This window comes from Vibrio agarilyticus (genome assembly GCF_012641465.1).
GTDB classification, from domain to species: domain Bacteria; phylum Pseudomonadota; class Gammaproteobacteria; order Enterobacterales; family Vibrionaceae; genus Vibrio; species Vibrio agarilyticus.
Map to the genome: position 1 here is coordinate 150,710 of NZ_JABAIK010000003.1, position 25,708 is coordinate 176,417.

23 protein-coding genes are annotated in these 25,708 nt (G+C 44.1%); 18 read left to right on the forward strand and 5 right to left on the reverse strand.

Annotated features, from left to right (window positions below; genetic code table 11):
* Positions 1 to 25: 25 nt before the first annotated feature.
* Positions 26 to 340 carry a DUF496 family protein gene (locus HGP28_RS04310; RefSeq protein WP_168835219.1) on the reverse strand — a complete coding sequence of 105 codons (315 nt, stop codon included), beginning with the start codon at positions 338 to 340 and terminating at the stop codon, positions 26 to 28.
* A 297-nt stretch (positions 341 to 637) separates the two neighbouring features.
* Here HGP28_RS04310 and HGP28_RS04315 point away from each other — a divergent pair, with 297 nt between their 5' ends.
* From HGP28_RS04315 to HGP28_RS04390, 16 genes are all read left to right on the forward strand, one after another.
* Positions 638 to 829: a hypothetical protein gene (locus HGP28_RS04315; RefSeq protein WP_211091883.1), complete on the forward strand. Its 192-nt coding sequence runs from the start codon at positions 638 to 640 to the stop codon at positions 827 to 829.
* A gap of 99 nt (positions 830 to 928) precedes the next feature.
* Positions 929 to 1,579 carry a YceH family protein gene (locus HGP28_RS04320; protein ID WP_168835221.1) on the forward strand — a complete coding sequence of 217 codons (651 nt, stop codon included), beginning with the start codon at positions 929 to 931 and terminating at the stop codon, positions 1,577 to 1,579.
* A gap of 209 nt (positions 1,580 to 1,788) precedes the next feature.
* The gene (locus tag HGP28_RS04325; RefSeq protein WP_168835222.1) at positions 1,789 to 2,115 is read left to right on the forward strand and encodes a GIY-YIG nuclease family protein; all 327 of its coding nucleotides are present in this window, start codon (positions 1,789 to 1,791) and stop codon (positions 2,113 to 2,115) included.
* 171 nt (positions 2,116 to 2,286) lie between these two features.
* On the forward strand, positions 2,287 to 3,351 hold the full coding sequence (locus HGP28_RS04330; RefSeq protein ID WP_246225565.1) for a substrate-binding domain-containing protein: 1,065 nt from the start codon (positions 2,287 to 2,289) through the stop codon (positions 3,349 to 3,351).
* Between the two features lies 1 nt (position 3,352).
* The gene (gene luxQ, locus HGP28_RS04335; RefSeq protein WP_168835224.1) at positions 3,353 to 5,956 is read left to right on the forward strand and encodes a quorum-sensing autoinducer 2 sensor kinase/phosphatase LuxQ; all 2,604 of its coding nucleotides are present in this window, start codon (positions 3,353 to 3,355) and stop codon (positions 5,954 to 5,956) included.
* Between the two features lie 677 nt (positions 5,957 to 6,633).
* On the forward strand, positions 6,634 to 7,347 hold the full coding sequence (locus HGP28_RS04340) for a flagellar basal body-associated FliL family protein (RefSeq protein WP_168835225.1): 714 nt from the start codon (positions 6,634 to 6,636) through the stop codon (positions 7,345 to 7,347).
* A 219-nt stretch (positions 7,348 to 7,566) separates the two neighbouring features.
* Positions 7,567 to 7,959: a hypothetical protein gene (locus tag HGP28_RS04345; RefSeq protein ID WP_168835226.1), complete on the forward strand. Its 393-nt coding sequence runs from the start codon at positions 7,567 to 7,569 to the stop codon at positions 7,957 to 7,959.
* A 354-nt stretch (positions 7,960 to 8,313) separates the two neighbouring features.
* Complete coding sequence (gene secD / locus HGP28_RS04350) at positions 8,314 to 10,122, forward strand: protein translocase subunit SecD (protein ID WP_168835227.1); 1,809 nt, start codon at positions 8,314 to 8,316, stop codon at positions 10,120 to 10,122.
* A 2-nt stretch (positions 10,123 to 10,124) separates the two neighbouring features.
* On the forward strand, positions 10,125 to 11,024 hold the full coding sequence (gene secF, locus HGP28_RS04355; protein WP_168835228.1) for a protein translocase subunit SecF: 900 nt from the start codon (positions 10,125 to 10,127) through the stop codon (positions 11,022 to 11,024).
* A 537-nt stretch (positions 11,025 to 11,561) separates the two neighbouring features.
* A complete protein-coding gene (locus HGP28_RS04360; RefSeq protein ID WP_168835229.1) occupies positions 11,562 to 12,302 on the forward strand; it encodes an SDR family oxidoreductase in 741 nt (246 codons plus the stop codon).
* A gap of 11 nt (positions 12,303 to 12,313) precedes the next feature.
* Positions 12,314 to 13,522, forward strand: coding sequence for an acetyl-CoA C-acetyltransferase (locus HGP28_RS04365; protein WP_168835230.1), 1,209 nt, complete (start codon positions 12,314 to 12,316; stop codon positions 13,520 to 13,522).
* A gap of 35 nt (positions 13,523 to 13,557) precedes the next feature.
* Complete coding sequence (locus HGP28_RS04370) at positions 13,558 to 13,905, forward strand: phasin family protein (RefSeq protein ID WP_168835231.1); 348 nt, start codon at positions 13,558 to 13,560, stop codon at positions 13,903 to 13,905.
* Between the two features lie 164 nt (positions 13,906 to 14,069).
* Positions 14,070 to 15,863, forward strand: a complete 1,794-nt coding sequence (gene phaC, locus HGP28_RS04375; RefSeq protein WP_168835232.1) for a class I poly(R)-hydroxyalkanoic acid synthase — start codon at positions 14,070 to 14,072, stop codon at positions 15,861 to 15,863.
* A 187-nt stretch (positions 15,864 to 16,050) separates the two neighbouring features.
* On the forward strand, positions 16,051 to 17,064 hold the full coding sequence (locus HGP28_RS04380) for a response regulator (RefSeq protein WP_168835233.1): 1,014 nt from the start codon (positions 16,051 to 16,053) through the stop codon (positions 17,062 to 17,064).
* On the forward strand, positions 17,064 to 17,498 hold the full coding sequence (locus tag HGP28_RS04385) for a PAS domain-containing protein (RefSeq protein WP_168835234.1): 435 nt from the start codon (positions 17,064 to 17,066) through the stop codon (positions 17,496 to 17,498). Before HGP28_RS04380 ends, HGP28_RS04385 begins: the two co-directional genes overlap by 1 nt.
* Before the next feature lie 259 nt (positions 17,499 to 17,757).
* A complete protein-coding gene (locus HGP28_RS04390; protein ID WP_168835235.1) occupies positions 17,758 to 19,335 on the forward strand; it encodes an NAD(P)H-hydrate dehydratase in 1,578 nt (525 codons plus the stop codon).
* On the opposite strand, the gene HGP28_RS04395 is transcribed toward HGP28_RS04390, so the two are convergent.
* Complete coding sequence (locus tag HGP28_RS04395) at positions 19,309 to 19,929, reverse strand: outer membrane beta-barrel protein (protein ID WP_246225550.1); 621 nt, start codon at positions 19,927 to 19,929, stop codon at positions 19,309 to 19,311. The two genes, HGP28_RS04390 and HGP28_RS04395, sit on opposite strands and share 27 nt — an antisense overlap.
* A 615-nt stretch (positions 19,930 to 20,544) precedes the next feature.
* Between HGP28_RS04395 and HGP28_RS04400 the strand changes: the two genes are divergently transcribed.
* Positions 20,545 to 21,591: a GMP reductase gene (locus tag HGP28_RS04400; protein ID WP_168835236.1), complete on the forward strand. Its 1,047-nt coding sequence runs from the start codon at positions 20,545 to 20,547 to the stop codon at positions 21,589 to 21,591.
* 113 nt (positions 21,592 to 21,704) lie between these two features.
* Here the strand turns inward: HGP28_RS04400 and HGP28_RS04405 are convergent, their stop codons facing one another.
* On the reverse strand, positions 21,705 to 22,637 hold the full coding sequence (locus HGP28_RS04405) for a LysR substrate-binding domain-containing protein (protein ID WP_168835237.1): 933 nt from the start codon (positions 22,635 to 22,637) through the stop codon (positions 21,705 to 21,707).
* 167 nt (positions 22,638 to 22,804) lie between these two features.
* Between HGP28_RS04405 and HGP28_RS04410 the strand changes: the two genes are divergently transcribed.
* Positions 22,805 to 24,196 carry a Mur ligase family protein gene (locus tag HGP28_RS04410; protein ID WP_246225551.1) on the forward strand — a complete coding sequence of 464 codons (1,392 nt, stop codon included), beginning with the start codon at positions 22,805 to 22,807 and terminating at the stop codon, positions 24,194 to 24,196.
* A gap of 63 nt (positions 24,197 to 24,259) precedes the next feature.
* Here HGP28_RS04410 and HGP28_RS04415 read toward each other — a convergent pair whose 3' ends face one another.
* The gene (locus HGP28_RS04415; protein ID WP_168835239.1) at positions 24,260 to 24,676 is read right to left on the reverse strand and encodes a MarR family winged helix-turn-helix transcriptional regulator; all 417 of its coding nucleotides are present in this window, start codon (positions 24,674 to 24,676) and stop codon (positions 24,260 to 24,262) included.
* The gene (gene dmeF / locus HGP28_RS04420; protein WP_168835240.1) at positions 24,663 to 25,565 is read right to left on the reverse strand and encodes a CDF family Co(II)/Ni(II) efflux transporter DmeF; all 903 of its coding nucleotides are present in this window, start codon (positions 25,563 to 25,565) and stop codon (positions 24,663 to 24,665) included. The genes HGP28_RS04415 and dmeF overlap by 14 nt, the downstream gene beginning before the upstream one ends.
* Positions 25,566 to 25,708: the final 143 nt, after the last annotated feature.

Below are 25,708 nucleotides of genomic sequence, written 5' to 3' on the forward strand. Positions count from 1 at the left end.
GAAAGGCGGTTTTGACGGATTCGAATTATTTTTTGCCGCTGGTTTGTTTGTCTTCTTCGGTTAATTCGCGGATGCGGCGGCTGATCTCACGGCGAGATTTTGAAATTTCAGCACTTTTGATGATGTGGTCGTCGACACGATCTTCATAATCGGCTTTCATATTTTTAATGATGGCAACGATTTGGTCATGTGACATATCGGCTTTGATGTAATCAAGTAGGTTCTCTAAAAGATCAACACGCTTACGGTTATCACGCACTTTCTTTTCATTATCAACAAGCTCACGCTTGAGTTTATTTTTGCGGCGCGCTTGGGCTACGATCTCAAATACGCTGTTCATAACACTATTCCTTAACTATTACTTTGGTATGTCGCTATCAGTATTGCATCTCAAAGCGACAGAATCTTAAGCCATTGTAGTGCGAACCGCGCAGGCTGTATATACCCGTACTGCTTGAAGTTGTTGTGTTGTTGGCGGGTACTCTGAAGCCTTATTGCACAGCTGTTCTTTGTGTGCGAAGTGCTCAGAGGCTTCCCATCCCGCCTACCTGCACCTTTAACTTGTTGGGTATCGCTACTTGAGCTAGTACAACGATGTGGTTATATTACGATGAGTTATTTCTCGTCAAACCTTTCTATGTCTGATTTTACACCGCCACTGACGCAGCCACTTACCCAAGCTACGCCTCCTCTCGAGAAGCTCAAAATCGCTTACCTAAGCGAACGCGACCACCTAGAGCAACTTGAAGTCGAGCTGAATCGTAGCAAAATCGTGATGATCGATAGCCACGGCAAATTACAACGGTTTGCTTTTATCATCGAACATTGATAACAGAAAAGTGGGCAGTGTTATCACTGCGATTTTGCGTAAAGTAGAAAGTGAGGTTTTTAACATTCGAAGGTTTGTTGCATTAAAAGGATAATAATAATGAAAATTGAGTTAACGCCTATTGAAGCTCGCGTCATCGGTTGTTTGATGGAAAAAGAAGTCACGACACCAGACTTATACCCATTGAGCCTAAACGCACTGACGAATGCCTGTAATCAAAAGAGCAATCGCGAGCCTGTGATGCAATTGAGTGAGTCTGAGGTCCTTGATGCCGTAGATGCGTTGATTGCGCGCCGCTTAGTGAGCGATGAAAGTGCCTTTAATAGCCGTACGAGCAAATACCAACACCGCTTTTGCAATACCGAGTTTGGTGATCTTCAACTGAGCGAGCAAGAAAAGGGGATCATCTGCTGTTTGTTGTTACGTGGCGCGCAAACACCAGGGGAGCTGAGAACGCGCACTAATCGTCTTGCCAGTTTTGCCGATGTTAAAGAAGTCGAGAATGCGTTAGAGCACTTGGGGACCGAAGAACGTGGTCACCTTGTGGTTAAATTGCCACGTGAACCCGGTAAGCGAGAATCTCGTTACATGCACCAGTTTTGCGGTGAGGTGGATGTCTCCGCTATCGCATTGACGGCGCCATCTTCAAGCTCTAGTGATGCTGACCTGCAACTGCGAGTGAATCAGCTTGAGGCAGAAGTGGCAGAATTGCGCGAGGAACTTCAGGCTCTAAGAGAACTTATAGCGTAATGCCGTATCGGTTGTCGTTTTTGCAAAAGCGATATCTAATGCATCACTAGATGCAGTTATACCCAAACAACTTGAAGATGCAGGTAGGTGACAAGAGAGCAAAGCCTCTGAGCATAGATGAGCTATGTGATGAGGTTTGCGAGCGCCAGTCAACAACGCTGCAGCTTCAAGTGGTACGGGTATAGCCTCTGTCTCATCAAGAGGAGTTTATGCCGATTATCCCATCCGGTAAGGTAGCAACAAGCTGGAGTGTATACTTCGTTCGCACTCGTTTTAACGCGCTTTATTGCGGAATAAGCAACGATGTTGAGCGTCGCTTTGCGCTTCATCAAGCTGGGCGAGGTGCTAAAGCGTTACGAGGTAAAATGCCATTACAGCTAGTTTGGCAGTATCACGTAGGCAGCCGCTCCTTAGCTGCTCGAGTTGAATACGCTCTCAAACAATTGCCCAAATCGACAAAAGAACAACTGATTCTTGGCCATCGAAAAATCCACATAGATCACACCAACAGCGTTCAAATTATGTTATCGATTTGATCTTGGTTTGATCTGCTGCTTGCAACACTTGGTGCTTGTTCAGCGATATGCTATCAGTAGTAGTAGACATATTGCCCTATCTATACCCAAACGGCTTCAAGTGGAACGGGTATAAAGTGAAAAGATAAAGAGATGAAAAGACGATTAGTAATTGTGAGTGTTTGGCTCTGTATGGTAAGTGCGAGTGTTGGGGCAAAAGATATGCCGAACCAGCTAGAGCAATATTGGTCATATAGTGCGTTTCTCGCCCAATTCCCAGAACAAACGGATCTGGTTACTAATTTTTCTCAAACAGTACGTCAAAGCCCAGAGCCACTGAATACGGTTCAGTCTCGCCCGGTGACAATTTCGTTTGTATCTCCAGGAGAGCAGGTCTCAGATTATTGGGTGCGCAATGCTGCGGCATTTGTAAAACGTCTTGATGAACTCAATGTTGATTACCAAATTAAACGCTTTTTCACTCGGCCAAATGCGGATTCGCGCCAGATTGGACGGACGCTAAGTGATGCGATTGAAAATAAAACCGATTATATTATTTTTACTCTCGATACCACTCGTCATCGCAAATATATTGAATATGTTTTGGAGTCAGAGACCAAAATCATCTTACAGAACATTACTACGCCATTGAAAGCTTGGGATCAGCGCCAGCCGTTTCTTTATGTTGGGTTTGATCATGTTGTCGGTAGCAAGAAAATTGCTGATTTCTACCGAGAGCGTTTTCCTCAAGGCGCAGATTATTCATTGCTTTATTTTTCGCAAGGTTACATCAGCGACGCGCGCGGTGATACTTTTATACATTACATGGACAATTTTGACGCTTACCAGCTTGAAAGTTCATTTTACACTAAGGCGACCAAACGCTCCGGGTTTGAAACGGCTCAACGTAGTCTAAAAAAATACCCTGATATTGATTTTATTTATGCGTGTTCTACCGACGTCGCTCTTGGGGCAGTTGAGGCGCTCGATCAAGCAGAACGTGATGATGTGTTGATCAATGGTTGGGGAGGTGGTTCAGCAGAGCTAGATGCCATTGCTAGTGGTGATCTTGACGTGACTGTCATGCGCATGAATGACGATACTGGCGTAGCGATGGCAGAGGCGATTAAATGGGATTTAGAAGGGCGGCAGGTTCCAACCGTTTATTCGGGGGATTTTGAATTGGTCACTAAAGAAGATTCGCCCGCTCGCATTGAAACGCTGAAACAAAGAGCGTTCAGGTATTCAGATCATTAATATGGACAGTCGTCGAATTAAACAACGCTACTCGCTTGCTACGTTAATTACTCGCATCGTCGTATTAGTTCTCGGATTTATGACGTTAGGGATTTTTTTACAGAATAATTATTTCAGTAATCAAATCATCGAACGCGAAGTGGTGCGTTCACGACAGCAAACGTCGGCCTTATTACACAACTTATTTGATAATCATTTTTCAGTGATTCAAATGTTGCACGACAGTAACGCAAAAAGTGAAGCGATTCGTGATTATTATCGGCGAGGTGATAGTGAAGCACTAAGTGATTTTTTTGTTAGCATTGATCAAACCGACTCTTTACATACCCCTGAATTTCGTTTTCTCACTCGTCATAATCATATTATTTGGGAAGATGGAAATGCTCTTTTTTATGGAGTTAATGATACTGCGCTAGCCGCTATGGCGAAAGAGGTCGCGGTGAGCGGGCGCTGGCAATACGTTCCAATGGCAACCTTGCGTGGACGACGCCATATGTTGGTGCGACGTAGCCCTGCAATTAATAATGAAACTGGCGAAGTGTTGGGGCAGGTTTATGTATCCGTTGTGTTGGATAACAATTATCCGTTACTTGAGCTTCTGCAAACTGAGAGTAATAGCAATGACGTCGTTTTATTAGTTGATCAAACACCGATTGCTGATTCTCTAAATAGTGATGAACCATATGATCTTGACACTATAGTGGCAAATTATGGTCTGCTTGGTGAATTTAGGAACTATCTGATCACTAAAACACCAATCCAAATCAATGATGCCATTACAGGGTTGATGCTGCTCTCTATTCAAGACAATAGCAATGTTGCATCAATGCAAAAACGTCACCTAATAGCAATTGTAATATCCATTTTTATTATGATTGTCTTTTCTTTGTTGATTCGAAAATGGGTCCAAAATAGGGTGTCTAATTCATTGAAGAGTTTGATGAATTACACTAAATCTGCAGGGGATTCTGCACAGTTTCGTCGTTTTTCTGGTTCTGATATTCAAGAATTTGAGCATATTGGCATTACGCTGCAAGACACATTTGAACAGCTTGAATCACAGAAACGTTCGTTTCAAGATCTGTTCAATTTTGCCTTGTCGCCAATTATGGTTTGGTCTGAGGAAGGGCAGTTATTACAGATGAATCCCGCGGCTCGTCGAGAGTTGGTGGTAGAACAACTCGATTCTGTAGAGCGTGGGCACCCAGTTTTTCAACGTTTTCGACTGAAATTAACGCCTCATCTTTTACTGGCGGCGGAGGGTGCGACCCTCACAGGGATTAATGTGCCAATCGCTGACAAAATCTTCCGTTGGAATTTATCGCCAATTAAAGTGGAGAGTGGGATAAGTGGCATTATTGTTCAAGGGCAAGACATCACCACGCTCATTGAGGCAGAAAAGCAAAGTAACTTTGCTCGACGTGAAGCAGAAAAATCAGCGCAAGCTCGTGCAGACTTTCTTGCACGAATGAGTCATGAAATTCGTACACCACTAAACGGTATATTAGGTGTGGCTCAATTGTTGCGTCATTCAATTGATAAGCCTGAAAGTCAAAAACAGATAGAAGTATTGTGTAACAGTGGCGAACACTTGCTTGCAGTGCTCAATGATATTCTTGATTTCTCTAAGATTGAACAAGGTAAATTTGATATTCAAAAGAGCGATTTTTTATTTTCCGATAGCGTTAATACATTGGAAAATATTTATCGTCCGCTATGCGAGGCAAAGGATGTCGATTTCATTATTAATGATCATTTACCACCTCAAGTCCGCTTTTATACTGATCAGGTTCGACTGAATCAAATCTTATTCAATCTCTCTAGTAACGCGGTTAAATTTACCCATAAAGGCTCGATTACGATTGATTTCATTTTGGAAGAGTTTATCCATGCTGAGTGTGATGTGCTGAGTATTCGTTTGTCAGATACAGGCATCGGGATTGAAAGCGAAAAATTGAACCGAATTTTTGATCCTTTTGTTCAAGCAGAGGCGACGACAACGCGGGTTTATGGAGGCAGTGGCCTTGGTTTGGCGATTGTGAAGAACTTAGTCGCGATGCTTAAAGGGGATATTCACGTGACCAGTCAGCCGGGTTCTGGAACAACATTTGTCGTTAACATTCCGGTACAACGCGCAAAAACGACGCACTCGCCTGCTCCATCACGCGTAAAAATAGAGCCTCAAGATCTGTTTGAAACGCCACAAGAGGTGTTACTGGTGGAAGATAACCATACCAATGCCTTCATTATCACAACATTTTGTGAGAAGTACCGCATGAAAGTGGTTTGGGTGAAAGACGGTTACGATGCGCTTGAAACGTTAAAAGAACGTCATTTTGATTTGATCTTAATGGATAATCAACTGCCGAAATTAGGTGGTATAGAAACAACAACAATGATTCGTACGTCCTTGAAGCTTGATATGCCAATATACGCTTGTACTGCAGATACTCAATTATCGACAAGAGACGCGTTTTTTGCCGCTGGTGCAAATTATGTGATAGTGAAACCAATTAAAGAGCATGAATTACACAATGCTTTCATTGATTATCATACGCGTTTCGTAGCGACTAAAGCGGCGCAAAGTGAAGATTCACTCTCTTGAGACGAGATGTCGATTGGATATACCCGTCCTACTTGAAGCTGCAGCGGTGTTGACGGGCACTCACAAACCTCATCACATAGCCTATCTATGCTCAGAGGCTTTGTTCGCTGGTCGCCTACCTGCATCTTCAAGTTGTTTGGGTATAGACTCTTTATTAAAATAACAAAAGCCAGCAATAAGCTGGCTTTTGTTTAATGATATTTGAGTGTCAAATTAATGTCACGTTTACATTAGCTGTGTCTGACACGAGCGATTTCACAGCACGCAGAAGCTTCATCAATGATAAAGGAGACGGCAGACGAGTGATAAGCACTACCATCGCACCAAATTGTTTCTCCAAAAATTCGGCATAGTTCTAACTCGTTAATCGATCCATTCTCTTCAAGGTGTCGCACCACTGATAAGATCTTGGCTTTAGTACTCTGTGAACAATCCGTGTAGTTCAAACGATTGAAACGCATATCATTTTGCATCATATCCAGCCAAATTGTGAGTTTAGTAAAGACTATGGGATAGAAAATTACCTAAAAAACCAGCAAAAGTAAAGCATTATTGTGACGTAGCTCTCTCTTTTATTGCTTTTAACCATATGTTCACAAAGGATTCTTTTGTTGGATTAGAGTATGGTATATGTGAAGGTTGTTGACTAAATACGCATGATAAATTGGTAAAGATGCATGAAAAAAGTATTTCGCATAGTGATCATCGCGTTGCTGCTAATAGGAGCGGGGGCGAGTTATTACGCTTATTTTGAGCAAGAGCCATCGCAAGTTGACGCAGCTGAATCAATCGTTGTGAAGGATGAGGAGCTACCTGCGCCGATCATACCTTTGATATCGCCGCCGGAACCCACCGTTTCATTGACAGGAGAGTACTACGTCGTTGAGCGAAAAGTCGCAGTACAAAGTCATCCGAAAAAAAACAGTGTCACGATGGGGCATTTATACCTTGGGCAGTCTGTTGTGGTTTATGAGGTTGAGGGCGCTGAATTTGGTCGCATCGCTGACTATATTGTGTATCAAGAAGGGCGCGATGCGGTTGCTGAGTGGGTTTCATTAAGCGCGTTATCGCGCACACTTCCTCAAATCGATGAAGCGGAGCAGCTGGCGATTTTAGATGGATATTTACAGCAATCTGACGACTTGACTCGTTATCGTGAGGTGTTTCGCAAAGCGACGAGTCAGTTATTAAGTCAGGCTGTGTGTAAACCGCAAGATCTAGAAACTCTGTCGGGATGGGTTCGTAGTGTCACGTTTTCATCTGATCCTGTTTATTTTGTTTATTGTGGCGGGCTACGCCGCACGAATAAGATTTATCTAAACGCCTACAATGGCGAATTATTTCGTGTTGCTCATGATGGTATCACGCAAATTTCATTGCACGGTTTGTGATAACGGCTTAACATACCAATGCATCTTATCTTTACTCGACTTGAAGGCGCTGCCCCTTTTGATTTAAAACGGGTTGCTACGACAAATCTCATCATATCTGTATTTATGTTCCGAGGCTTCGTTTGCTCTTCACCTGTCTGCAGTTTCCAGTCGTTTAAGTATAAGACTCTCGCCCGCAAGGGCATGCAAAGAACCATGTGGTAAAATGGAAGCTCGAACGTGATTCAACGTGTTAGACTTGGTCTCATCTCTCTACTGCTGATTTTAGTGTCAGGGATAGTCCACGCAACGTTGGAACCGAGTCAGCGTGCGGTCGGGGTGACACAGTCTTACCCCTATTCCGATTCTGAATTTGGTAGCGATGTTCTTGGGGTGATTCCTCAACTTCGCCTTGCACTTTCATTCCGCTCTTTACCTTTACTCTCTGATGATTCCCCTGATCCTAATCTTGCCGATGTCGAACGTTTTACGTCGGCTAAGCCCAATGATTCAATCGCTCCATCTTGCACGCTAGCGTGTCTATCTCGTCTCTATTCTTTTATCGAAAATTATCGATTGGCAGGTTGGAAGGAAACGAACGCGCTTTATGTGGCGCTAAATAGCCAGTTCTAACTCATCTTATATACCCTGTTTACCTGAAGCTGAAGCGGTGTTGAAAGGCACTCAAAAACCTCATCACCTAGTGTATCTATGTTCACGAAGTGTTCAGAAGCTTTGTTCGCTGGTCGCTTCCCTGCATCTTCAATTTATTTGGGTATAACTCCTTTTATTTAACGCTGAAGCCTTTTTGTTTACGAAAACGGGCTAGCGCTTGCACCATTTAACTTTGAGTCTGTTGAGACTCAAAGGCTCTGTGCACAACCATTAAACAGCAGCTTGATGTTGTTTGGTGATAACAGGTGTTTTATCGCTGTGGTTTGAGAGCATTTTTTGCCCCAATTGACATCATGGCGTGAGGTGAGTTACATGAAAAAAATCATAAAAAAAACCAAAGTCATCAATCGTTATTCGATGTGGCAATATTTGGTATTGGTGACAACTGTTGCCATATTGGCACTCAGTGCATTACCAACGTGGTACGGTGAAAAACCAGCCATTCAAATACAATCAGAGTCGACGCTCAATGCCTCGATTGAGCCTCTTATGATTTATCAGCAGCTGGAAAAAGCGCACGTTCCTGTTTATGAAATCAAACGAGTCGGCGATAGCGTGACGGTCATTTTTTCTGACGAAGCAGACCAAGCGCGCGCGCGCGATCATCTGGCCACCTTATTGCCCCAAGATACTGAAATGACCTACGCCTTTTTATCTATGGCACCAGATTGGTTGACTCGTTTGGGTTTAATGCCGGTGAAGCTCGGGCTTGATTTACGTGGTGGCGTTCAATTTTTGCTAAACGTGGATGTTGATATGGCATTTCATGCGCAGGCAACGGCGATGTCAGAAGATCTGCGTCTTTATTTTCGAGAAGCTCGTATCCGTGGCGTCAAAGTAAACGTTCTACCAAGTGGAGACATTAGAGTTTCAGGTTCGAACGATGCTATCGCGAGCCAATTAAATCAGTATTTGAGTCAGTATTCCCATTGGCAGGTGGATCAAGAAAGTAACCACTGGCGCTTATCTGTTCAGGAAACCTATCAGCAACAGTTCGTCAATGAGGTGATTAAACAAAATACCAAGATCATGCGTGAAAGAATTGAGGAGCTTGGTATCACAGAGGCGTCGGTACAACGTCAGGGCAGCCATGCCATTCGTATCGAATTACCCGGCGTTCAAGACCCGGCGCAAGCGAAACAAGTCATTGGTGCTACCGCAAGTCTTGCCTTTTACAGTGTTGAGGCGGGTGGATCCTTAGTGCTGCCGAGTAATGAAGGCGGTAATGTTGAATTGGCTCGTCGCCCCGTGCTCGGCGGTGAGCATATTGTTGATGCTCATTCCGGTGTGGATGAAATGGGCAACGCGGTGGTCAACATTGTGCTCGATAGCCAAGGGGGAGCCATGATGAGTGATTATTCACGTCAACACATCGGAAAGCCAATGGCAACGGTGTATCGTGAGTATCACACTAACGCCTTTGGTAATACGAGCCAATCAGAGCAAGTGATTAGTGTCGCGACAATTCAATCCCAGCTTGGCAGCCGCTTTCAAATTTCCGGGGTAGGTTCAATGCAAGAGGCTCAATCACTTGCTTTGTTGTTGCGAGCAGGTTCTTTAACTGCGCCAGTGACCATAGTGGAAGAGCGAACAATTGGAGCCTCTTTAGGTGAAGAGAACATTGCCAATGGTTTTGCGGCCTTGGTGTTGGGGGTAGGCCTAACGTTGCTGTTTATGGCACTTTGGTATCGCAGGTTGGGTTGGGTGGCAAATCTTGCCTTGTGCACCAATATGCTCTGCTTGTTAGGGTTGATTGCACTCTTACCCGGCGCGGTACTTACTCTGCCGGGAATGGCTGGGTTAGTACTTACTGTTGGTATGGCGGTTGATACGAATGTGATCATTTTTGAACGTATCAAAGACAAAATGCAAGAAGGCCGAAGTTTTGCTGCGGCAATTGATTGCGGCTTTGACAGTGCTTTTGCCACCATTTTGGATGCCAATATCACGACGATGATCACTGCTGTGGTGTTGTACACCCTAGGAAACGGGCCCATTCAGGGGTTTGCGTTAACATTAGGTTTAGGTCTATTGACAAGTATGTTTACTGGCATTTTTGTGTCACGAGCAATTATTAATCTAATTTGGGGCCAAGATAATCGCCGCAATGTGAGGGTATAAAAATGACGCTAATTAATAATCGTGTTCGTGCAATGCGTTACTCAACCACCATGGTTTCACTACTACTCGTGCTAATCGCCATAGTCGCTTTAATGACCCAAGGTTTAAACTGGGGGCTGGATTTTACGGGTGGCATGGTGACGGAAGTCATTATTGACCCATCACTAAGTTATCAATCTTTGAGCGCGCATTTAAATCAACAGATAGATGCCAGTTTTGCCATAACCAAAGCGGCAGAAGAGGGGCGTTGGTTGATTCGTTACGCGATGCCGAATAACGACATGGTTGCGCCAAATCTGGCACAGTTGCTGGGTCAAATTTCTCACCAAGTCGACATTATTAGTCATAGCGTCGTGGGGGCACAAGTTGGCGATGAGCTCGTAGAGGCTGGCACTATGGCGTTATTGGTGTCCGTGCTAAGTATACTTGCCTATTTGTGTTTGCGGTTTGAATGGCGTTTGGCCACTGGCGCGCTAGTGGCTTTGGCGCATGATGTGGTGCTCGTGCTTGGTTTTTTTGCGTTAACGGGCATGGAATTTAATCTCACCGTCTTTTCGGCAATTCTCGCCATTTTAGGTTACTCACTTAACGATTCAATAATCATTGCAGATAGAGTTCGTGAATTGTTGATTGCAAAGCCAACATGGACGACAGCAGACATCAATGATTACGCAGTTCGAGGAACCTTTTCCCGCACAATGGTGACGTCAGGGACGACTTTGATCACCGTCTCTGCGTTATGGTGGATGGGGGGCGAACCACTGCTAGGATTTTCAACGGCAATGTTTATTGGCGTCTTCTGTGGTACATGGTCATCAATATCGATTAGTACGGTTCTTGCTGAACAATTAAAACTCACCGCCATGCACTACCAGCCGACACCGGTAGACGATAATCCGTAATTGAATTACCAAATCGAAGAAATCTAACAAAGCCACGCCCATCCAATCGGCGTGGCTTTTTGCCATCTATCAGTCGAATTTTTTCAACTGAATTCGCCCCCTTTCTTGCGGTTTATTTCGTAGGACGTTTGCATTCAATGAGACGCAAACGCAATTACTTAGCCTAAAAATGAGTAAGTTAACGAAGGATATCATTCGAAAACGCAACCTGTTTTGCATAGTGAAATTGCATTGGCTTTGTTGTTAAGTGAAATCGTTTGTTAACAATGTGTTGTATTTTTAAGTTGCTCATTTTTATTTTTAACGCATTGAAAAATATAAATATAATTTTTTGGTTAACAGTTTCCTAACATTTCACTGGTTTGAGATCTTGTTCAACTATATGCATATTTATTGTGAATAAGTTTGAAATGTAATATTTCTACGTTAGCTTAAATTAATAGATACGCACTCAACGTAAGTGCGGATTCAACTGCTAGCCAATTGGCATTTGTGGCTGATTGGTTTCTATCTTTGCTGTTACGAATGGAGTCTCAAATGAAGAAAGTCGCTTTGGTCACAGGATCAAAAGGCGGAATTGGATCGGCAATTTCCTCACAACTTGTCAACGATGGTTATCGTGTCATCGCAACGTATTTCACTGGCGCTTACACCTGTGCGGTGGAATGGCAGAACGAAAAAGGCTTCAATGATGAGCAAGTTCGTCTTTTTGAACTGGATGTCACCAACACAGACGAGTGTGCTGAACGCTTAAATCAACTTCTTGAAGAAGAAGGCACGATTGATGTGATTGTGAACAACGCGGGTATTACTCGTGATGGTGTGTTTAAGAAAATGTCTGCAAGTGCTTGGTTTGACGTCATTGAAACCAACCTCAATAGTTTATTTAACGTGACTCAACCTCTTTTTGCGGCCATGTGTGAAAAAGGGGGGGGGCGCATCGTTAATATCTCCTCAGTCAATGGTCTCAAAGGCCAGTTCGGTCAAACCAACTACTCTGCAGCTAAGGCAGGCATGATTGGCTTTTCAAAAGCGTTGGCAGCTGAAGGGGCTCGCAGTGGCGTGACAGTGAATGTTGTCGCTCCGGGCTACACAGGCACACCTATGGTTGAAAAAATGAAACCTGAAGTGCTTGACGCTATCAAGAACGAAATTCCAATGAAACGTTTGGCCAAACCTGAAGAAATCGCACAAGCGGTTGGCTACCTAGTCAGTGACGCTGGCGCCTACATCACTGGCGAAACCATTTCCGTCAACGGCGGCTTGTACATGCAGTAGAGGGTAAGACTATGGAACGTGTATTTATTGTATCAGCAAAAAGAACCCCTATCGGTGCCTTTGGTGGCAGTTTGAAAAATGTGCCAGCCGGTCGCCTCGCAGCAGTAGCAGTGAAAGGCGCACTTGAGGCGGCGCATGTTAGCCCTGAGTGTGTTGATGAAGTCATTGTCGGTAATGTCATAGGTGCAGGCCAAGGAATGAGCGTGGGGCGTCAGGCGGCTATCTTTGCTGATGTTCCAGAAACTGTCCCAGCTTATACCTTAAACATGGTTTGCGGCAGCGGAATGAAGACAGTGATGGACGCGGTATCGCACATTCGCAGCGGTGACGCCAAGGTTGTAGTGGCAGCTGGTGTCGAAGTGATGTCTCAAATTCCATTTGCGGTTCCGGGCGCGGTGCGCGATGGGCAAAAAATGGGCAGTATGACGTTGCAAGATCTGTTAATCAACGACGGTTTAACCGACGTGTTTAACCAGTATCACATGGGTGTGACAGCAGAGAATATCGCTAAAGAAGTTGGGATTGGTCGTGAAGAGCAAGATCGTTACGCCCTAGCAAGTCAGCAAAAAGCGGTTGCTGCGATTGAAGCGGGTAAATTTAAAGATGAAATCATTGCCGTGGAAGTCAAGCAGCGTCGCAATACGGTTTCGTTTGATACAGATGAATACCCAAAATCGGATGCAACGTTAGAAGGGTTAGCCAAGCTGCGCCCTGCCTTTGACAAAGAAGGTTCTGTGACCGCAGGTAATGCCTCTGGCATTAACGATGGCGCAAGCGCGGTAGTGCTCGCCTCTGAAACGGCGGTCCAAGAGTTGGGACTTGAGCCGATGGCCGAAATCGTCGGTTATGGGCAATCTGGTTTAGATCCTAAATTAATGGGCTTAGGCCCTGTAGAAGCCGTGAGTAAGGCGCTTGAAAAAGCAGACTTGCACACGAGTGATATTGATCTTTATGAGTTGAATGAGGCGTTTGCGGCGCAAGCGCTTGGTGTAATTCATCAGTTGGCTGAAAAACATGGCGTACCTTCGTCAGATATCCTGAATAAAGCCAATGTGAATGGGGGCGCAATTGCACTGGGTCATCCACTTGGTGCGTCGGGCAACCGAATTTTAGTGACACTGGTCCATGAACTTCATAGACAAAAAGGACAATACGGCGTGGCTTCACTTTGTGTGGGTGGCGGTATGGGCACAGCCGTTGTTGTTAAATCGATTCATTGATGCTGAATTAAACGTTTATTATTAGGAGAAACGTCATGTATACGGATTTTTTTAAAACTTTTTCTGATCAAACTGAAAAAAGCCTAGAACCTTACTTTAAGTTTAATAAATTAATGACTAAAAACGTTGAAGTTCTTACTGAACTGCAACTGAGCGCGGCGCGCACTTATAGTGAAATGGGCTTAAACCAGCTAAAAGCGGCATCTGACGTAAAAGATATTACGTCACTTGCAGCTTTTAATAGCCAGCAACTTGGTGCGCTAACGAAACTATCTCAACAAATGTTAGATGACAGTAATAAGCTTCAAGCAATTGCTAAAGAGTTTAAAGATGATGTAGAGCAGTTGACATCGGAAAATATGAAAACGGTAACACCCGCTTAATTCTGGTGCTGGCAAATACCTAAATCGTGTTATTTTTAGATCATTATATGATTAATGAATCGTTGTGATATTGATATATCGATGACTCAAAAACATTATTTAGGCGTCCCCGTATCTTGCGCCACCCTTGTGGTGGCGCTTTTTCCGAATACAGGAGTATCGTTATGTTTCAAAACTTCTTTTCGGACTATCTTGTCAAGCTCCAAGAAAGCAATCAACAGTGGTGGCATGATCTTGAAAGCAACAAGACAGCCGTAAACTCGCCTTTGAATAAAGCCATGCAGGAAGTGAGTCTTGAAGACTCAGTCCAGTTCCTTGAAAAGGCTGCGGAGCAACCGGGTGCATTACTTAAAGTGCAGACGGAATGGTGGGAAAAACAGCTTCAAATTTGGCAAAACGTCGCTTTAGCAAATAATGGAGAGAGTGTCATCGATCCTGAGCGTGGTGATAAGCGTTTTTCTAACGAAGCGTGGCAGTCCGAAATCATATTTAATTTCATTAAACAATCTTATCTATTATTTAGTAAAACCTATCTTGATACGATTGACTCAATTGAAGGCCTTGATGAAAAAGCGAAAGAGCGCATAAATTTTTTCTCGCGTCAGGCAATCAATGCACTTTCTCCCTCAAATTTTATCGCAACAAACCCAGAATTATTGCACTTAACCATGGAACAAAATGGTGAGAACTTGCTGGCGGGGATGGAGCAATTAAAACAAGATGTGGAAGCCAGTGCCGATATATTAAAAATTAGAATGACAAACAACAATGCATTTCGTATTGGAGACGATGTTGCCAAAACGCAAGGTGATGTTGTGTTTCGCAACGAATTGTTTGAACTGATTCAGTACCATCCATTGACTGAAAAAGTAAATGCGACACCGCTACTGATCGTCCCACCATTTATCAACAAGTATTACATTCTTGATTTAACCGAGAAAAATTCTTTGGTGCGTTGGCTGTTAGAACAAGGTCACAGTGTCTTTATGATGTCGTGGCGAAATCCTGGACCAGCCCAAGCCAATGTAGAATTTGGTGATTATGTGACCGAAGGGGTTGTTAAAGCTGTCTCGGCGATCGAAGAAATCACGGGTAAAGAGCAGATTAACGCCGCAGGTTACTGCATAGGTGGTACTGTGCTTGCGAGTACCGTAGCGTATTACGCCGCGAAGCGAATGAAAAAGCGGATTAAATCTGCCACCTTCTTTACCACAATTCTTGATTTCTCCCAACCGGGGGAAGTGGGCGCGTATATCAATGACCCCGTTGTCAGAGCAATCGAAGCGCAAAATAATGCGAAAGGTTATATGGATGGCCGTTCTTTGAGTGTGACCTTTAGTTTGCTTCGTGAAAATAGTTTGTATTGGAACTACTACATTGACAACTATCTCAAAGGCAACAGTCCGGTTGATTTTGATTTATTGTACTGGAACAGCGATAGCACGAATGTCTCTGCTGCGTGTCATAACTTTATGTTACGCGAGCTCTATTTGGAAAATAAATTGGTTCAAGAGAAAGGCGTTAAGATCGGTGGTGTATGGATAGATCTAAACAAAATTCGCATTCCAACTTATTTTGTTTCAACCAAAGAAGATCATATTGCTTTGTGGCAGGGCACGTATCGTGGTGCGTTGAATACCGGTGGTAACAAAACGTTTGTTCTTGGCGCATCAGGCCACATTGCTGGCATTGTTAACCATCCTGGTAAGAATAAATACGGATTTTGGTTAAATGATAACCTCGATGACAACGCCGAAGAATGGATGAATAATGCTGAGTACAAAGAAGGATCTTGGTGGCCGCATTGGAATCATTGGCTTGCACAGTATAACCAAGAGGAACAAATTGAACCATTTAGACGTGGTTCCGAGTTACATCCTATATTAGGCCCAGCACCGGGTGATTATGTTAAGCAAGTGTTGCCTGTTGAAGCGGTTGATGCCGAAGTGGTTTCTTAGCCAAAATCAAATTATATAATAGTTTGGTTGTTTAATAAGCAGCGCGTTGTCGATTAAATGAACAAAGCCTAGCCACTGTGCTAGGCTTTTTTGATCAACTCATAAGTAATTGAGAAAACCGTTTGTAATCTCGACGTTTTTCAACGTATTTTGATGAGGCATAACACGGCGTTTTGGAGGGAACATTATGTCTTTACCCGTATTAATCTGCGACGATTCTGCTTTAGCCCGAAAGCAGATTGCGCGTTCCCTGCCAGCATCATTGAATGCTGAAATTATTTTTGCTGAACATGGTCTTGATGCCTTAGAAAAATTGAGTCAGCACACATTTCGATTGATGTTTCTTGATTTGACCATGCCGGAGCTCGATGGCTTTGGCACGCTTGAAGCGATGCGTCAACGAGACATCAACGTTCCGGTTGTTGTTGTGTCGGGAGACATTCAACCTAAAGCCAAAGAGCGTGTGTTTGCCTTAGGTGCCAAGGCGTTTATTCATAAGCCGATAAACCATGATGAGCTAAAAGCGGCGCTAAGAGAATTGGTGCAGCCGGATGCCTTGCCACAAATCATTCAACCGATACGAACCGAACTTCCAATATTACGTCGCCGCGATATTTATATGGAGGTGGCGAACGTCGCGATTGGTCGCGCGGCAGATGCACTTGCGCGTCACTTTGATGTTTTTGTTCAATTGCCGCTACCAAATGTGAATATTCTGGAGTTGGGTGAGCTACACATGGCGCTTAAAGATATTGCGCGTCACGATAATGTCTCTGGGGTGTGCCAAGGTTTTTGTGGAGAAGGCATTGCGGGCGAAGCACTGGTGCTTTTAAGTGACTCCAGTGTCGATGATCTGAAAAAATTGATGCAGGCGCCTGAATTAATCGCACAAGATGAGCGAGTTATCGAGTTAGAATTGCTCATGGACGTGTCCAATATTTTAGTCGGTTCTTTCTTAAATGGATTGGGCGCGCAAGCGGATGTTCGTTTTTTCCAAAGTACGCCCGTCTTACTCGGGCAACACATCTCTATCGACTCTGTGATTGAATCAACAACGGGGGTGTTCCATAAAACCATGACGTTTGAAGTGAGCTACAACATTGAAGGAACATCAATTCGTTGTGATTTACTCTTTATGTTTGTTGATGAATCGCTTCCTCTGCTCAATAACAAGTTGGCGTACCTGATGGAGGATTTTTGATGTTACATCTACCTGCTGAATTTGAACAATTTCACTGGATGGTGGATATGGTTCAAAATGTTGATATGGGATTGGTGGTTATTAACCGCGATTATCAGATCCAAGTCTGGAATGGTTTTATGACACATCATAGTGGACAACAATCTCATGACGTACTGGGAAAAAGTCTTTTTGATGTATTTCCTGAAATACATCAAGCTTGGTTTAGAATGAAAGCCAAACCTGTCTTTGAGCTTGGATGCCGAAGTTTTATTACTTGGCAGCAGCGCCCTTATTTGTTCAAGTGCCGCAATGTTCGCCCTATCACTCAACAGGTGAATTTCATGTATCAAAACGTGACTCTAAATCCGATGCGTACCCCGTCAGGAGAAGTGAATTCACTGTTTCTGTCGATTCAAGATGTGACGGCAGAAAAACTCGTTACCGCCGAGTGAACGCCGATATTGGAGTCCTTGACATTTCATACTTGAAAACATAACCGTCAAGTTAAACGTCATCGAGTATACTTGGCATATTTGATGGCGTCATTCTATACCCGTCCTAATTGACGTTGCAGGGGTAGCTGGTTCTTGCAAACCTTTATCTATGCGCAAAGGCTTTGCTCGTTTACCACCTACCCGCATCTTCAAGTTGCAAGGGGGTTTAGACCGTTCGTGATGCCATCTTCGTAGACGCAATGTACGAGGGTAGCTTATGAATTTGCAAACGCTGCAGCCGTTATTTTCTCCCGAACAGATCCGCCGTGGTGAGCGCACTGTCGCCGATGAGCAGGGTATCGAGCTTTATCAATTGATGCTGCGCGCTGGTAAAGCGGTCGCTGCACACATCATTCACACGCACTCCGCGACGTCGTCAGTCTTGGTGCTATGTGGTGGGGGAAATAATGGTGGCGATGGTTATGTCACTGCATTAGAACTGCAACAAGCCGGTTTAACGGTTCAACTCGTCTCCACTATCGACACGGCAACGCTGTCGGGCGATGCATTGCGTGCATTTCAGCAGTGGGTAGACGCTGGAAATGAGGTAAGTTCGACCGCCGCTTTAGCGCAATGCATTAGTAACAGCGAAATGATTGTTGATGCCATTTTAGGTACCGGGCTATCCGGTCCTGCACGCGAAGAAATCGCTTCAATTATCGACCAAGTTAACGCCAGTCAATTGCCGATTATCAGCGTTGATATTCCATCGGGGCTAAATGCGGCTGTGGGGATAGCCGAAGGGAGCGTGATTCGCGCCTTGGAAACCATTACCTTTATTGGGATTAAGAAAGGCTTAGTCACTGGGGCTGCACGCGAATATGTTGGCAAATTGCATTTGCAAACCATAGCGATAGGCGATCACTTTATTGCCACAGAACCCACTCATTGCTTTGGTATGAACGCCAGTGCCATTGCCGAACTCGTTAAACGGCGCAAAATGTGCGCCCACAAAGGTGACAATGGCCGTTTGATCTTATTTGGTGGCCATCACAGTATGTCGGGGGCGATTCGAATGGCAACCCATGCGGCGCTACGTGGTGGTGCAGGTTTAGTCAAAGTGATCACACATCCCGATTCAAGGTTGCCCACTCAATTGAGTTGCCCTGAAGCGATGGTAGATTGTTTTATTGAACCTGAGTCATTAGTTGGTGAGGCTCAGGTTACACCACAACCAGATCTAAGTTGGGCTCAAGCGCTGGTGCTAGGCCCCGGGCTCAGCCAGAGTAATTGGGGGAGAGCAGGGTATCAAGCCGCGGCGCAGCTTCCAGTGTTAAAAGTACTCGATGCGGACGCGTTAAATTTACTGTCACTTAACCCACAGCAAGATGCGCAGCGTATTCTAACCCCTCATCCGGGTGAAGCGGCACGTTTGCTCGGAGTGTCGATTACTGAAATTGAGCAAGATCGCTATCAAGCCGTTAGGCAGTTGCAGCAAAAATACGGTGGCGTGGTTGTACTCAAGGGCGCAGGAACCCTGATTGACGATGGTGAAACAACCTATGTGTGCCGTCAAGGAAACCCTGGCATGGCAACCGGAGGAATGGGGGATGTACTCGCGGGTTTAATTGGTGCACTGTTAGCGCAAAAGTATGATCTATTGGAGGCGGCGTTACTAGGCGTCTTAGCGCACAGTAGCGCCGCCGATCTGAATGTGCAACATGAGGGCGTTATCGGATTATTGGCGAGTGATGTTATTGATTCGCTGCGAATGGTGCTCAATCAGATAGTGGAAATTGAACATCCCGGCACAAAATCCAGTAGCGTGTTAGAAAAAATATTGCCCGCTCAATGAGATACTAGAAATATCAATCTCATCACTGGCCACTTGATACTGATAGTTGATATTGACGATGAGATTTTTGGTCCATGGTGAGAGCACCCCTATGCCAATTTCGGCATAGGGGCTGATGTGATTATCTTTAGTTTCAACGAATGCCAGTTGGCTATTATCCCAATAATCGTGGGTGATCTTTAAGTAACTTATGCCAGCCTTAGCTTGCAAAATGATCCTTCCGACATCGTGCATCAGCTTTGCTCCTACCCCAAATCCTCGAGCTTGCGAAGTAAAAGCAGGGTCGCTTGGTGAAAGATCTTTGTTAAATGAGTTGGCATCAGAATAGTTAATATCCAGTGCAAGAAAAGGACTAAAAAAGTAGTTGTACCCTGCTTGAGTATACAGACCGTTTTCTGAACGATCTCCAGCGGAGAAGGTTGACACACCAACGTGCGCGTAAAATTCATGGGGGCCCTTGGCGCTTGCAGCATGGCACGTAAAAACAGTGAGTAATGTTGCATAACGGAAAAAAGATAGAAAACTGTGCATGTTATGTCCTTTCATAGATCCTCTTATAGCCGCTCTACTTGAAGACCTCATCACATAGTCCATCTATGTTCACAAAGTGCTCAAAGGCGCGGCTCTTTGCCGGCGATCGATAGCTCCAAGTTATTTGGGTATACCAAGCCAAGAGAGCGCGTAAATTTAGCAAATCAAGACCGAATTATTAGCGAAACGTGTACGAATAAAATTAACTTAACAATATGTCGTTCTGTATACTTTGCCGTTTTTGAGCGCTAAAAACAAGGACATCACCAGCGAAAAAGAGAAAATAGCGCTTAGAAAAAGAAATTTTTTGACCAAATAGACAAGAAAAGTGCGAGGCCAGACGTGTCATATGGCGTAAAAAGTCGATAAATCCGGCTGAAAAATCGTCAAAGCAAAGGATTGCGTGAAAAGGCCTGAAGGGGGATTTTTGGCTAACCTGTTGATATTTAAGATGAGATTTGGATTTGGCTAAGATTAGGTTGCAACGTTGTAAGAGTGTATCAGAAAAAAATTTAAATTATCAGTCTTGTAGAAAAGAAATCGCTGCCTATAATGCTGAAAACCGGAGCGTCTGCCAACGCCCCGGTTTTTTTGTGTCCGAAGAACAGCGGTCTTGTCTGCCAACAAGTCCACGACGCACTGAGTGACACATACATACATGAATCAAGGAATTACACAATGCGTATCGAACAAGAACTTAAGTTAGGCTTCAAAGATGTACTGTTTCGCCCTAAGCGTTCAACGCTAAAAAGCCGTTCTCAAGTAAATTTAACCCGCGAGTTTACCTTCAAACATAGTGGGCGTCAATGGTCTGGCACGCCTGTAATTGCTGCAAACATGGACTCTGTGGGCAGCTTTGCAATGGCAAAAGCGTTAGCAGAGCACGGCGTAATGACCGCAGTGCATAAGCACTACACAGTGTCAGACTGGGCGGAATTTGTTGCTTCAGCAGAAAAAACAGTATTGAACAATGTGATGGTTTCAACCGGCACATCAGAAGCGGACTTCCAAAAGACCAAAGACATTATGGCGTTGTCGGAAGAGCTCATTTTCATCTGTATCGATATCGCAAACGGTTATTCAGAGCACCTAGTTGAGTACGTACAAAAAGTGCGTGAAGCGTTTCCTGATAAAGTGATTTCAGCAGGTAACGTTGTAACAGGTGACATGGTTGAAGAGCTGATTCTTGCGGGCGCAGACATTGTAAAAGTCGGTATTGGCCCTGGTTCTGTATGTACAACGCGCGTAAAAACAGGCGTGGGTTACCCACAACTGTCAGCTATTATCGAGTGTGCTGATGCAGCGCACGGCCTTGGCGGTCGTATCGTGGGTGACGGTGGCTGTACTTGTGCTGGAGATGTCGCTAAAGCATTCGGTGGTGGCGCAGACTTTGTTATGCTTGGCGGTATGCTAGCAGGCCACGAAGAGTCAGGCGGCGAAGTGATTGAAAAAGATGGCGAGAAATTCATGAAATTCTACGGCATGTCTTCTCAGTCTGCGATGGACAAGCACTCTGGCGGTGTTGCGAAATACCGCGCAGCAGAAGGCAAAACCGTACTATTGCCATTCCGTGGCTCAGTGCACGGCACTATCTCTGACATCCTAGGTGGCGTACGCTCAACCTGTACTTATGTAGGCGCGGCAGAGCTTCGCGAGCTAACTAAGCGCACTACGTTCATCCGCGTTCTAGAGCAAGAGAACAACGTTTACGGTAAAGAGAAGTAATCAATACTTCGAAAATTCCGAATAGTTTAGAGCCGCTTTTAGCGGCTCTTTTTTTGCCCCCAAATTACCAAGTGGCGACAAAGAACTCCCCTGTTACCAATTTGGGAGAAGAATCAATTCCGTAGCAATGAGACTTTTTCTTGCACGATGTTTTTGACTAACTCCGAAAGCCAAACAATTCTTGGGTGTTGACTGTCACTTCTCAAACATAGCATTTCAATATCAAAATCAGGTATATCGATTGGCGGCTCACACAAAGTTAAACGGTCGTCGATTAAGTGCGACTTACCAACCATTTCAGCCATTACGGCGAGGATCCGTCTTCCAGTTAACATCCTTCTGATGGTAAGGAATCGGGTGGTACCAAGAACGACATTTCGTTTTACTTTCATTTGGGCGAGTTTCTTATCAACTTGAGTTGAAAGTTCATGACTCGCCGTAACAATCATTTGAGGAGTATTTAAGTAAGTGTCCAATGAAATGGGTAATTCACATTGAAGAACATTGTTGTCGAAAGTACAAAGATGCCTTTCCCTATATAAAAAAGTGCTTTTCACTTTGTTTGGAAGATCAGCAAATACACCAATACACAAGTCAATTTCTTGTGACTCCAAAGCCCCAAGATAATCATTGGCATCGATAGGTCGAAACAATATTTTGGCGTTTGGTGCTAGCATTTGCAGTTGGTCAAATAAATCCGGAGCAAAGATCTGCTCAGCATAATCACTGAATCCGACTTTAAAAATTCCTTCAAACTTCTCAGGCGCAAATATATTGGATTGCAATATGTCTTGACTAATGATGGTCATTATTGCAGTGATTTTGGGTTCAATCTCATAAGCTCTAGCGGTTGGGCGCATTATATTGCCATCTCGTTCAAATAACGGATCGGATAAGAGCTCGCGTAACCGTTTGAGATTATAGCTGGTTGCCGGCTGCCCTAAATGCAGAGACTCGGCGGCTTTCGATACACTTCTGTAGCGAAATAGTGCATCAAAAGTCAGCAAGAGATTCAGATCGACACGTTGCCAATTAATCGCGTTCATAGAGATTCCATTTTATGTCATATGACTATTAGTGTATTCAATGCAGAAGATGAAATCATTCGATTTCATTAATTATATTCGCCTCTTTATACTCAAGTTAGTTTTGAAGTAAGGAATACCCAATGCGAAGCCCTGCCATTTCTGCGCACCTAGAGCTACTAGAGTCCTTGAATGTTAATCAGTTTAAAACCAATAGCTTAGAAGTTACGCAAGGTGATGTGTTTATCTGTCGCCAAGGTAATAATGTGGATAGTCACGAGTTTGTCGAAGAGGCGATTGCAAAAGGAGCTAGTGCGATAATTGCCAATCGTGCCATGACGTTAGCTATCCCCGTGATGGTTACCGAGAGTTATTACCAAAGCTTAGCGTTAGTGAAGGCCTTTTATCGCCATCCTCATTTGAGGCTCAAGCACGTAGGAGTTACAGGGACTAACGGTAAGACCACTGTGTCTGATTGTTTGAATCAAATCTTAAACCGAAGCTGTCGAAGTGCTTATATCGGAACGTTAGGCGCAAAAATAGCGGACTTCGATATCCCTTTGGACAACACAACCCCCGATGGTGTGACGCTACTTAATTTATTCAATGAGATGGGAAAGCAACGTATTGATTTAAATATAATGGAGTTAAGTAGCCATGCGCTATCGCAAGATAGAGCGGGTTTTGTTTCTTTGCAGGTTGGTGTGATCACCAATATTGGGCAGGATCATCTCGATTATCACAAAACCAAAGATAGCTATGTCCAAGCCAAATTACAGTTAATTGACCGAATAAGGCCTCAAGGTACGTTGGTTGTTAACCTAAATGATCCACACGCTGATGCCGCTATAGAGCGTGCAGCTCAAAGAGTGAATATATTGACATTTGCTATTGAGAATTCTCAAGCCGATTTAAATGCCACTCAGATTGTGTCTACCCTACGCGGGACATGTTTTGATCTTGTGTTTAAGGAGGAGCGCATAACGGTTAACTCTCCGATGCCATTTGATTATAACGTTGAGAATGTGCTGGCGATCGTCGCCGTACTTATCAGTTTGGGATGGACGCTGAAGGCAGCAGGAAACGCTATCGAATTACTAAAAACGCCTGATGGTCGAGCTCAGTTTATCGAGTTGTCTAATGGAGCTATTGGACTTGTTGATTATGCTCACAATAGTGACGGGTTAGGCTCATTGCTAAAGAATGTTCGTGCCCATGTTCGTAATCGACTTATTGTCGTTGTGGGCGTTACTGGCGATCGAATTCAGCAAGCGAGCGCAATAGGAGAGATATGCGCTCAATATGCAGACTTACTCATTTTTACTTCAGACAACCCGATGGGCGCAGAGCAAAGTGAACTTTTTCGAGCATTAACGTTTTCAATCAGCAATACCCCACATTTTGAAATTAGTGATCGAGCCGAAGCAATAAAACTGGCTAAACAGCTAAGCGAACAGGGTGACTTAATTGTTGTATGCGGTAAAGGTAACGAAACGTTCCAATACGTCAATGACGGAAAAGGAAAAAAGCAACGTTATATGGGTGATCTAGCCGCGTTACAGCGCACGGAAGAATTCTAGAGTAAAGAGAAGGCGTGCCAGTTTGGAATGCCAGGGGCATGCTATCACCAAGAGTGAGTTGATTTAAAATTCTGAATTTATTTTTTTCAGAGTATTAACAAATTGTGTTATGTCGCGTCCTTCGATGTTTCGAGTGAGATCTTTGACTAACTCAAGATGAAGTTGATTATGATGCCTATGGATTTTTTGGCCTTGCTCGGTTAGGTCAACAACAATCGATCTTCTATCTTCAGGATGGGGTAGGCGCTCAACCAAGTTGGCAGAGACTAACTTATCGACTTGAACCGTTAAAGTTCCTGTCGTAATGCCGAGTTTATCTGCCAACTCTTTCATTCGCATTGGTCCATGGCAACCCAGTACCTCAATCGTATGGACTTGAGCAAGGGAGTATCCCGTTTCTTTCACGACAGATAGCTCCCATGACGACATTTTATCGTAAAACTCGGTAAGCAATTGATTTAAAATTTCAAGGTGTTGCATTATTTGAATGAACTTCCAAAGTCAGATGGGCAATCTTATCAAATTTGGACAACTTTTGCTTGTAGTCATTCAGGGATAATTGACTATGTGAATCAATCGTTATTGCTGCGCTATAGTGGTCGGCGCTAATCTTCCAAATGTGCAAATCGGTAACTTTGCAGTATGGAGACAGATCCTTCGCTATTTTTTCGCAATAGCCTTCATCTATGCTTTCATCCAGTAATATAGGGCTGGTTTGGCGCAGTAGATTGAATGTCCATTTTGTAATAACGATAGCGCCGACCATACCCATAATGGCGTCTAACCAGTTCCAGCCATAAAACTTACCAAAGATAAGCGCAACAATCGCTAGAACGGATGTCAAGGCATCAGCAAGAACATGCATATATGCGGCGCGAAGGTTGTGATCATGATGGTGGGAGTGGTTGTGTTCATGGCCGTGTTGATGGTGATCTCCTAGCAAGAACATACTTAAGATGTTAACGAATAGCCCGATCAGCGCAACGATTATCGCTTCATTAAATTGAATAGAGTTTGGATTAAATAGGCGATCTACCGATTCAACAAACATTAAGATAGCCACAATCCCAAGCGCTATAGCGCTGGTATATCCACCCAGAACACTGACTTTCCCTGTGCCAAATGAAAAGCGTTTATTTGATGCGTTTTTTTGAGCGTAACGATAAGCGAACAACGTTATACAGAAAGCGGCAGCGTGTGTCCCCATATGCCACCCATCAGCAAGCAATGCCATAGAGCCGTAAACGGTGCCTGCCACAATTTCTACGATCATAGTCGTTAAGGTTAGTAGTAATACACATAGCGTCCGTTTTTCACCATGGTGATTATGCTCAGTGAAGTTGTGTGTATGTTCCAGTGAGTGTGCCATGATAGCCCTTTAGTTTGACAATCAAATCATTTGAATGTGATTGTATTTTGATTATCAAACCAAATCAAATCTTGTTTGTGTAGGTTTAAGGTGACGGTTTCCCTCTAATCTGTTGATTTGAATTAAACCAAAATGCAGCTTAG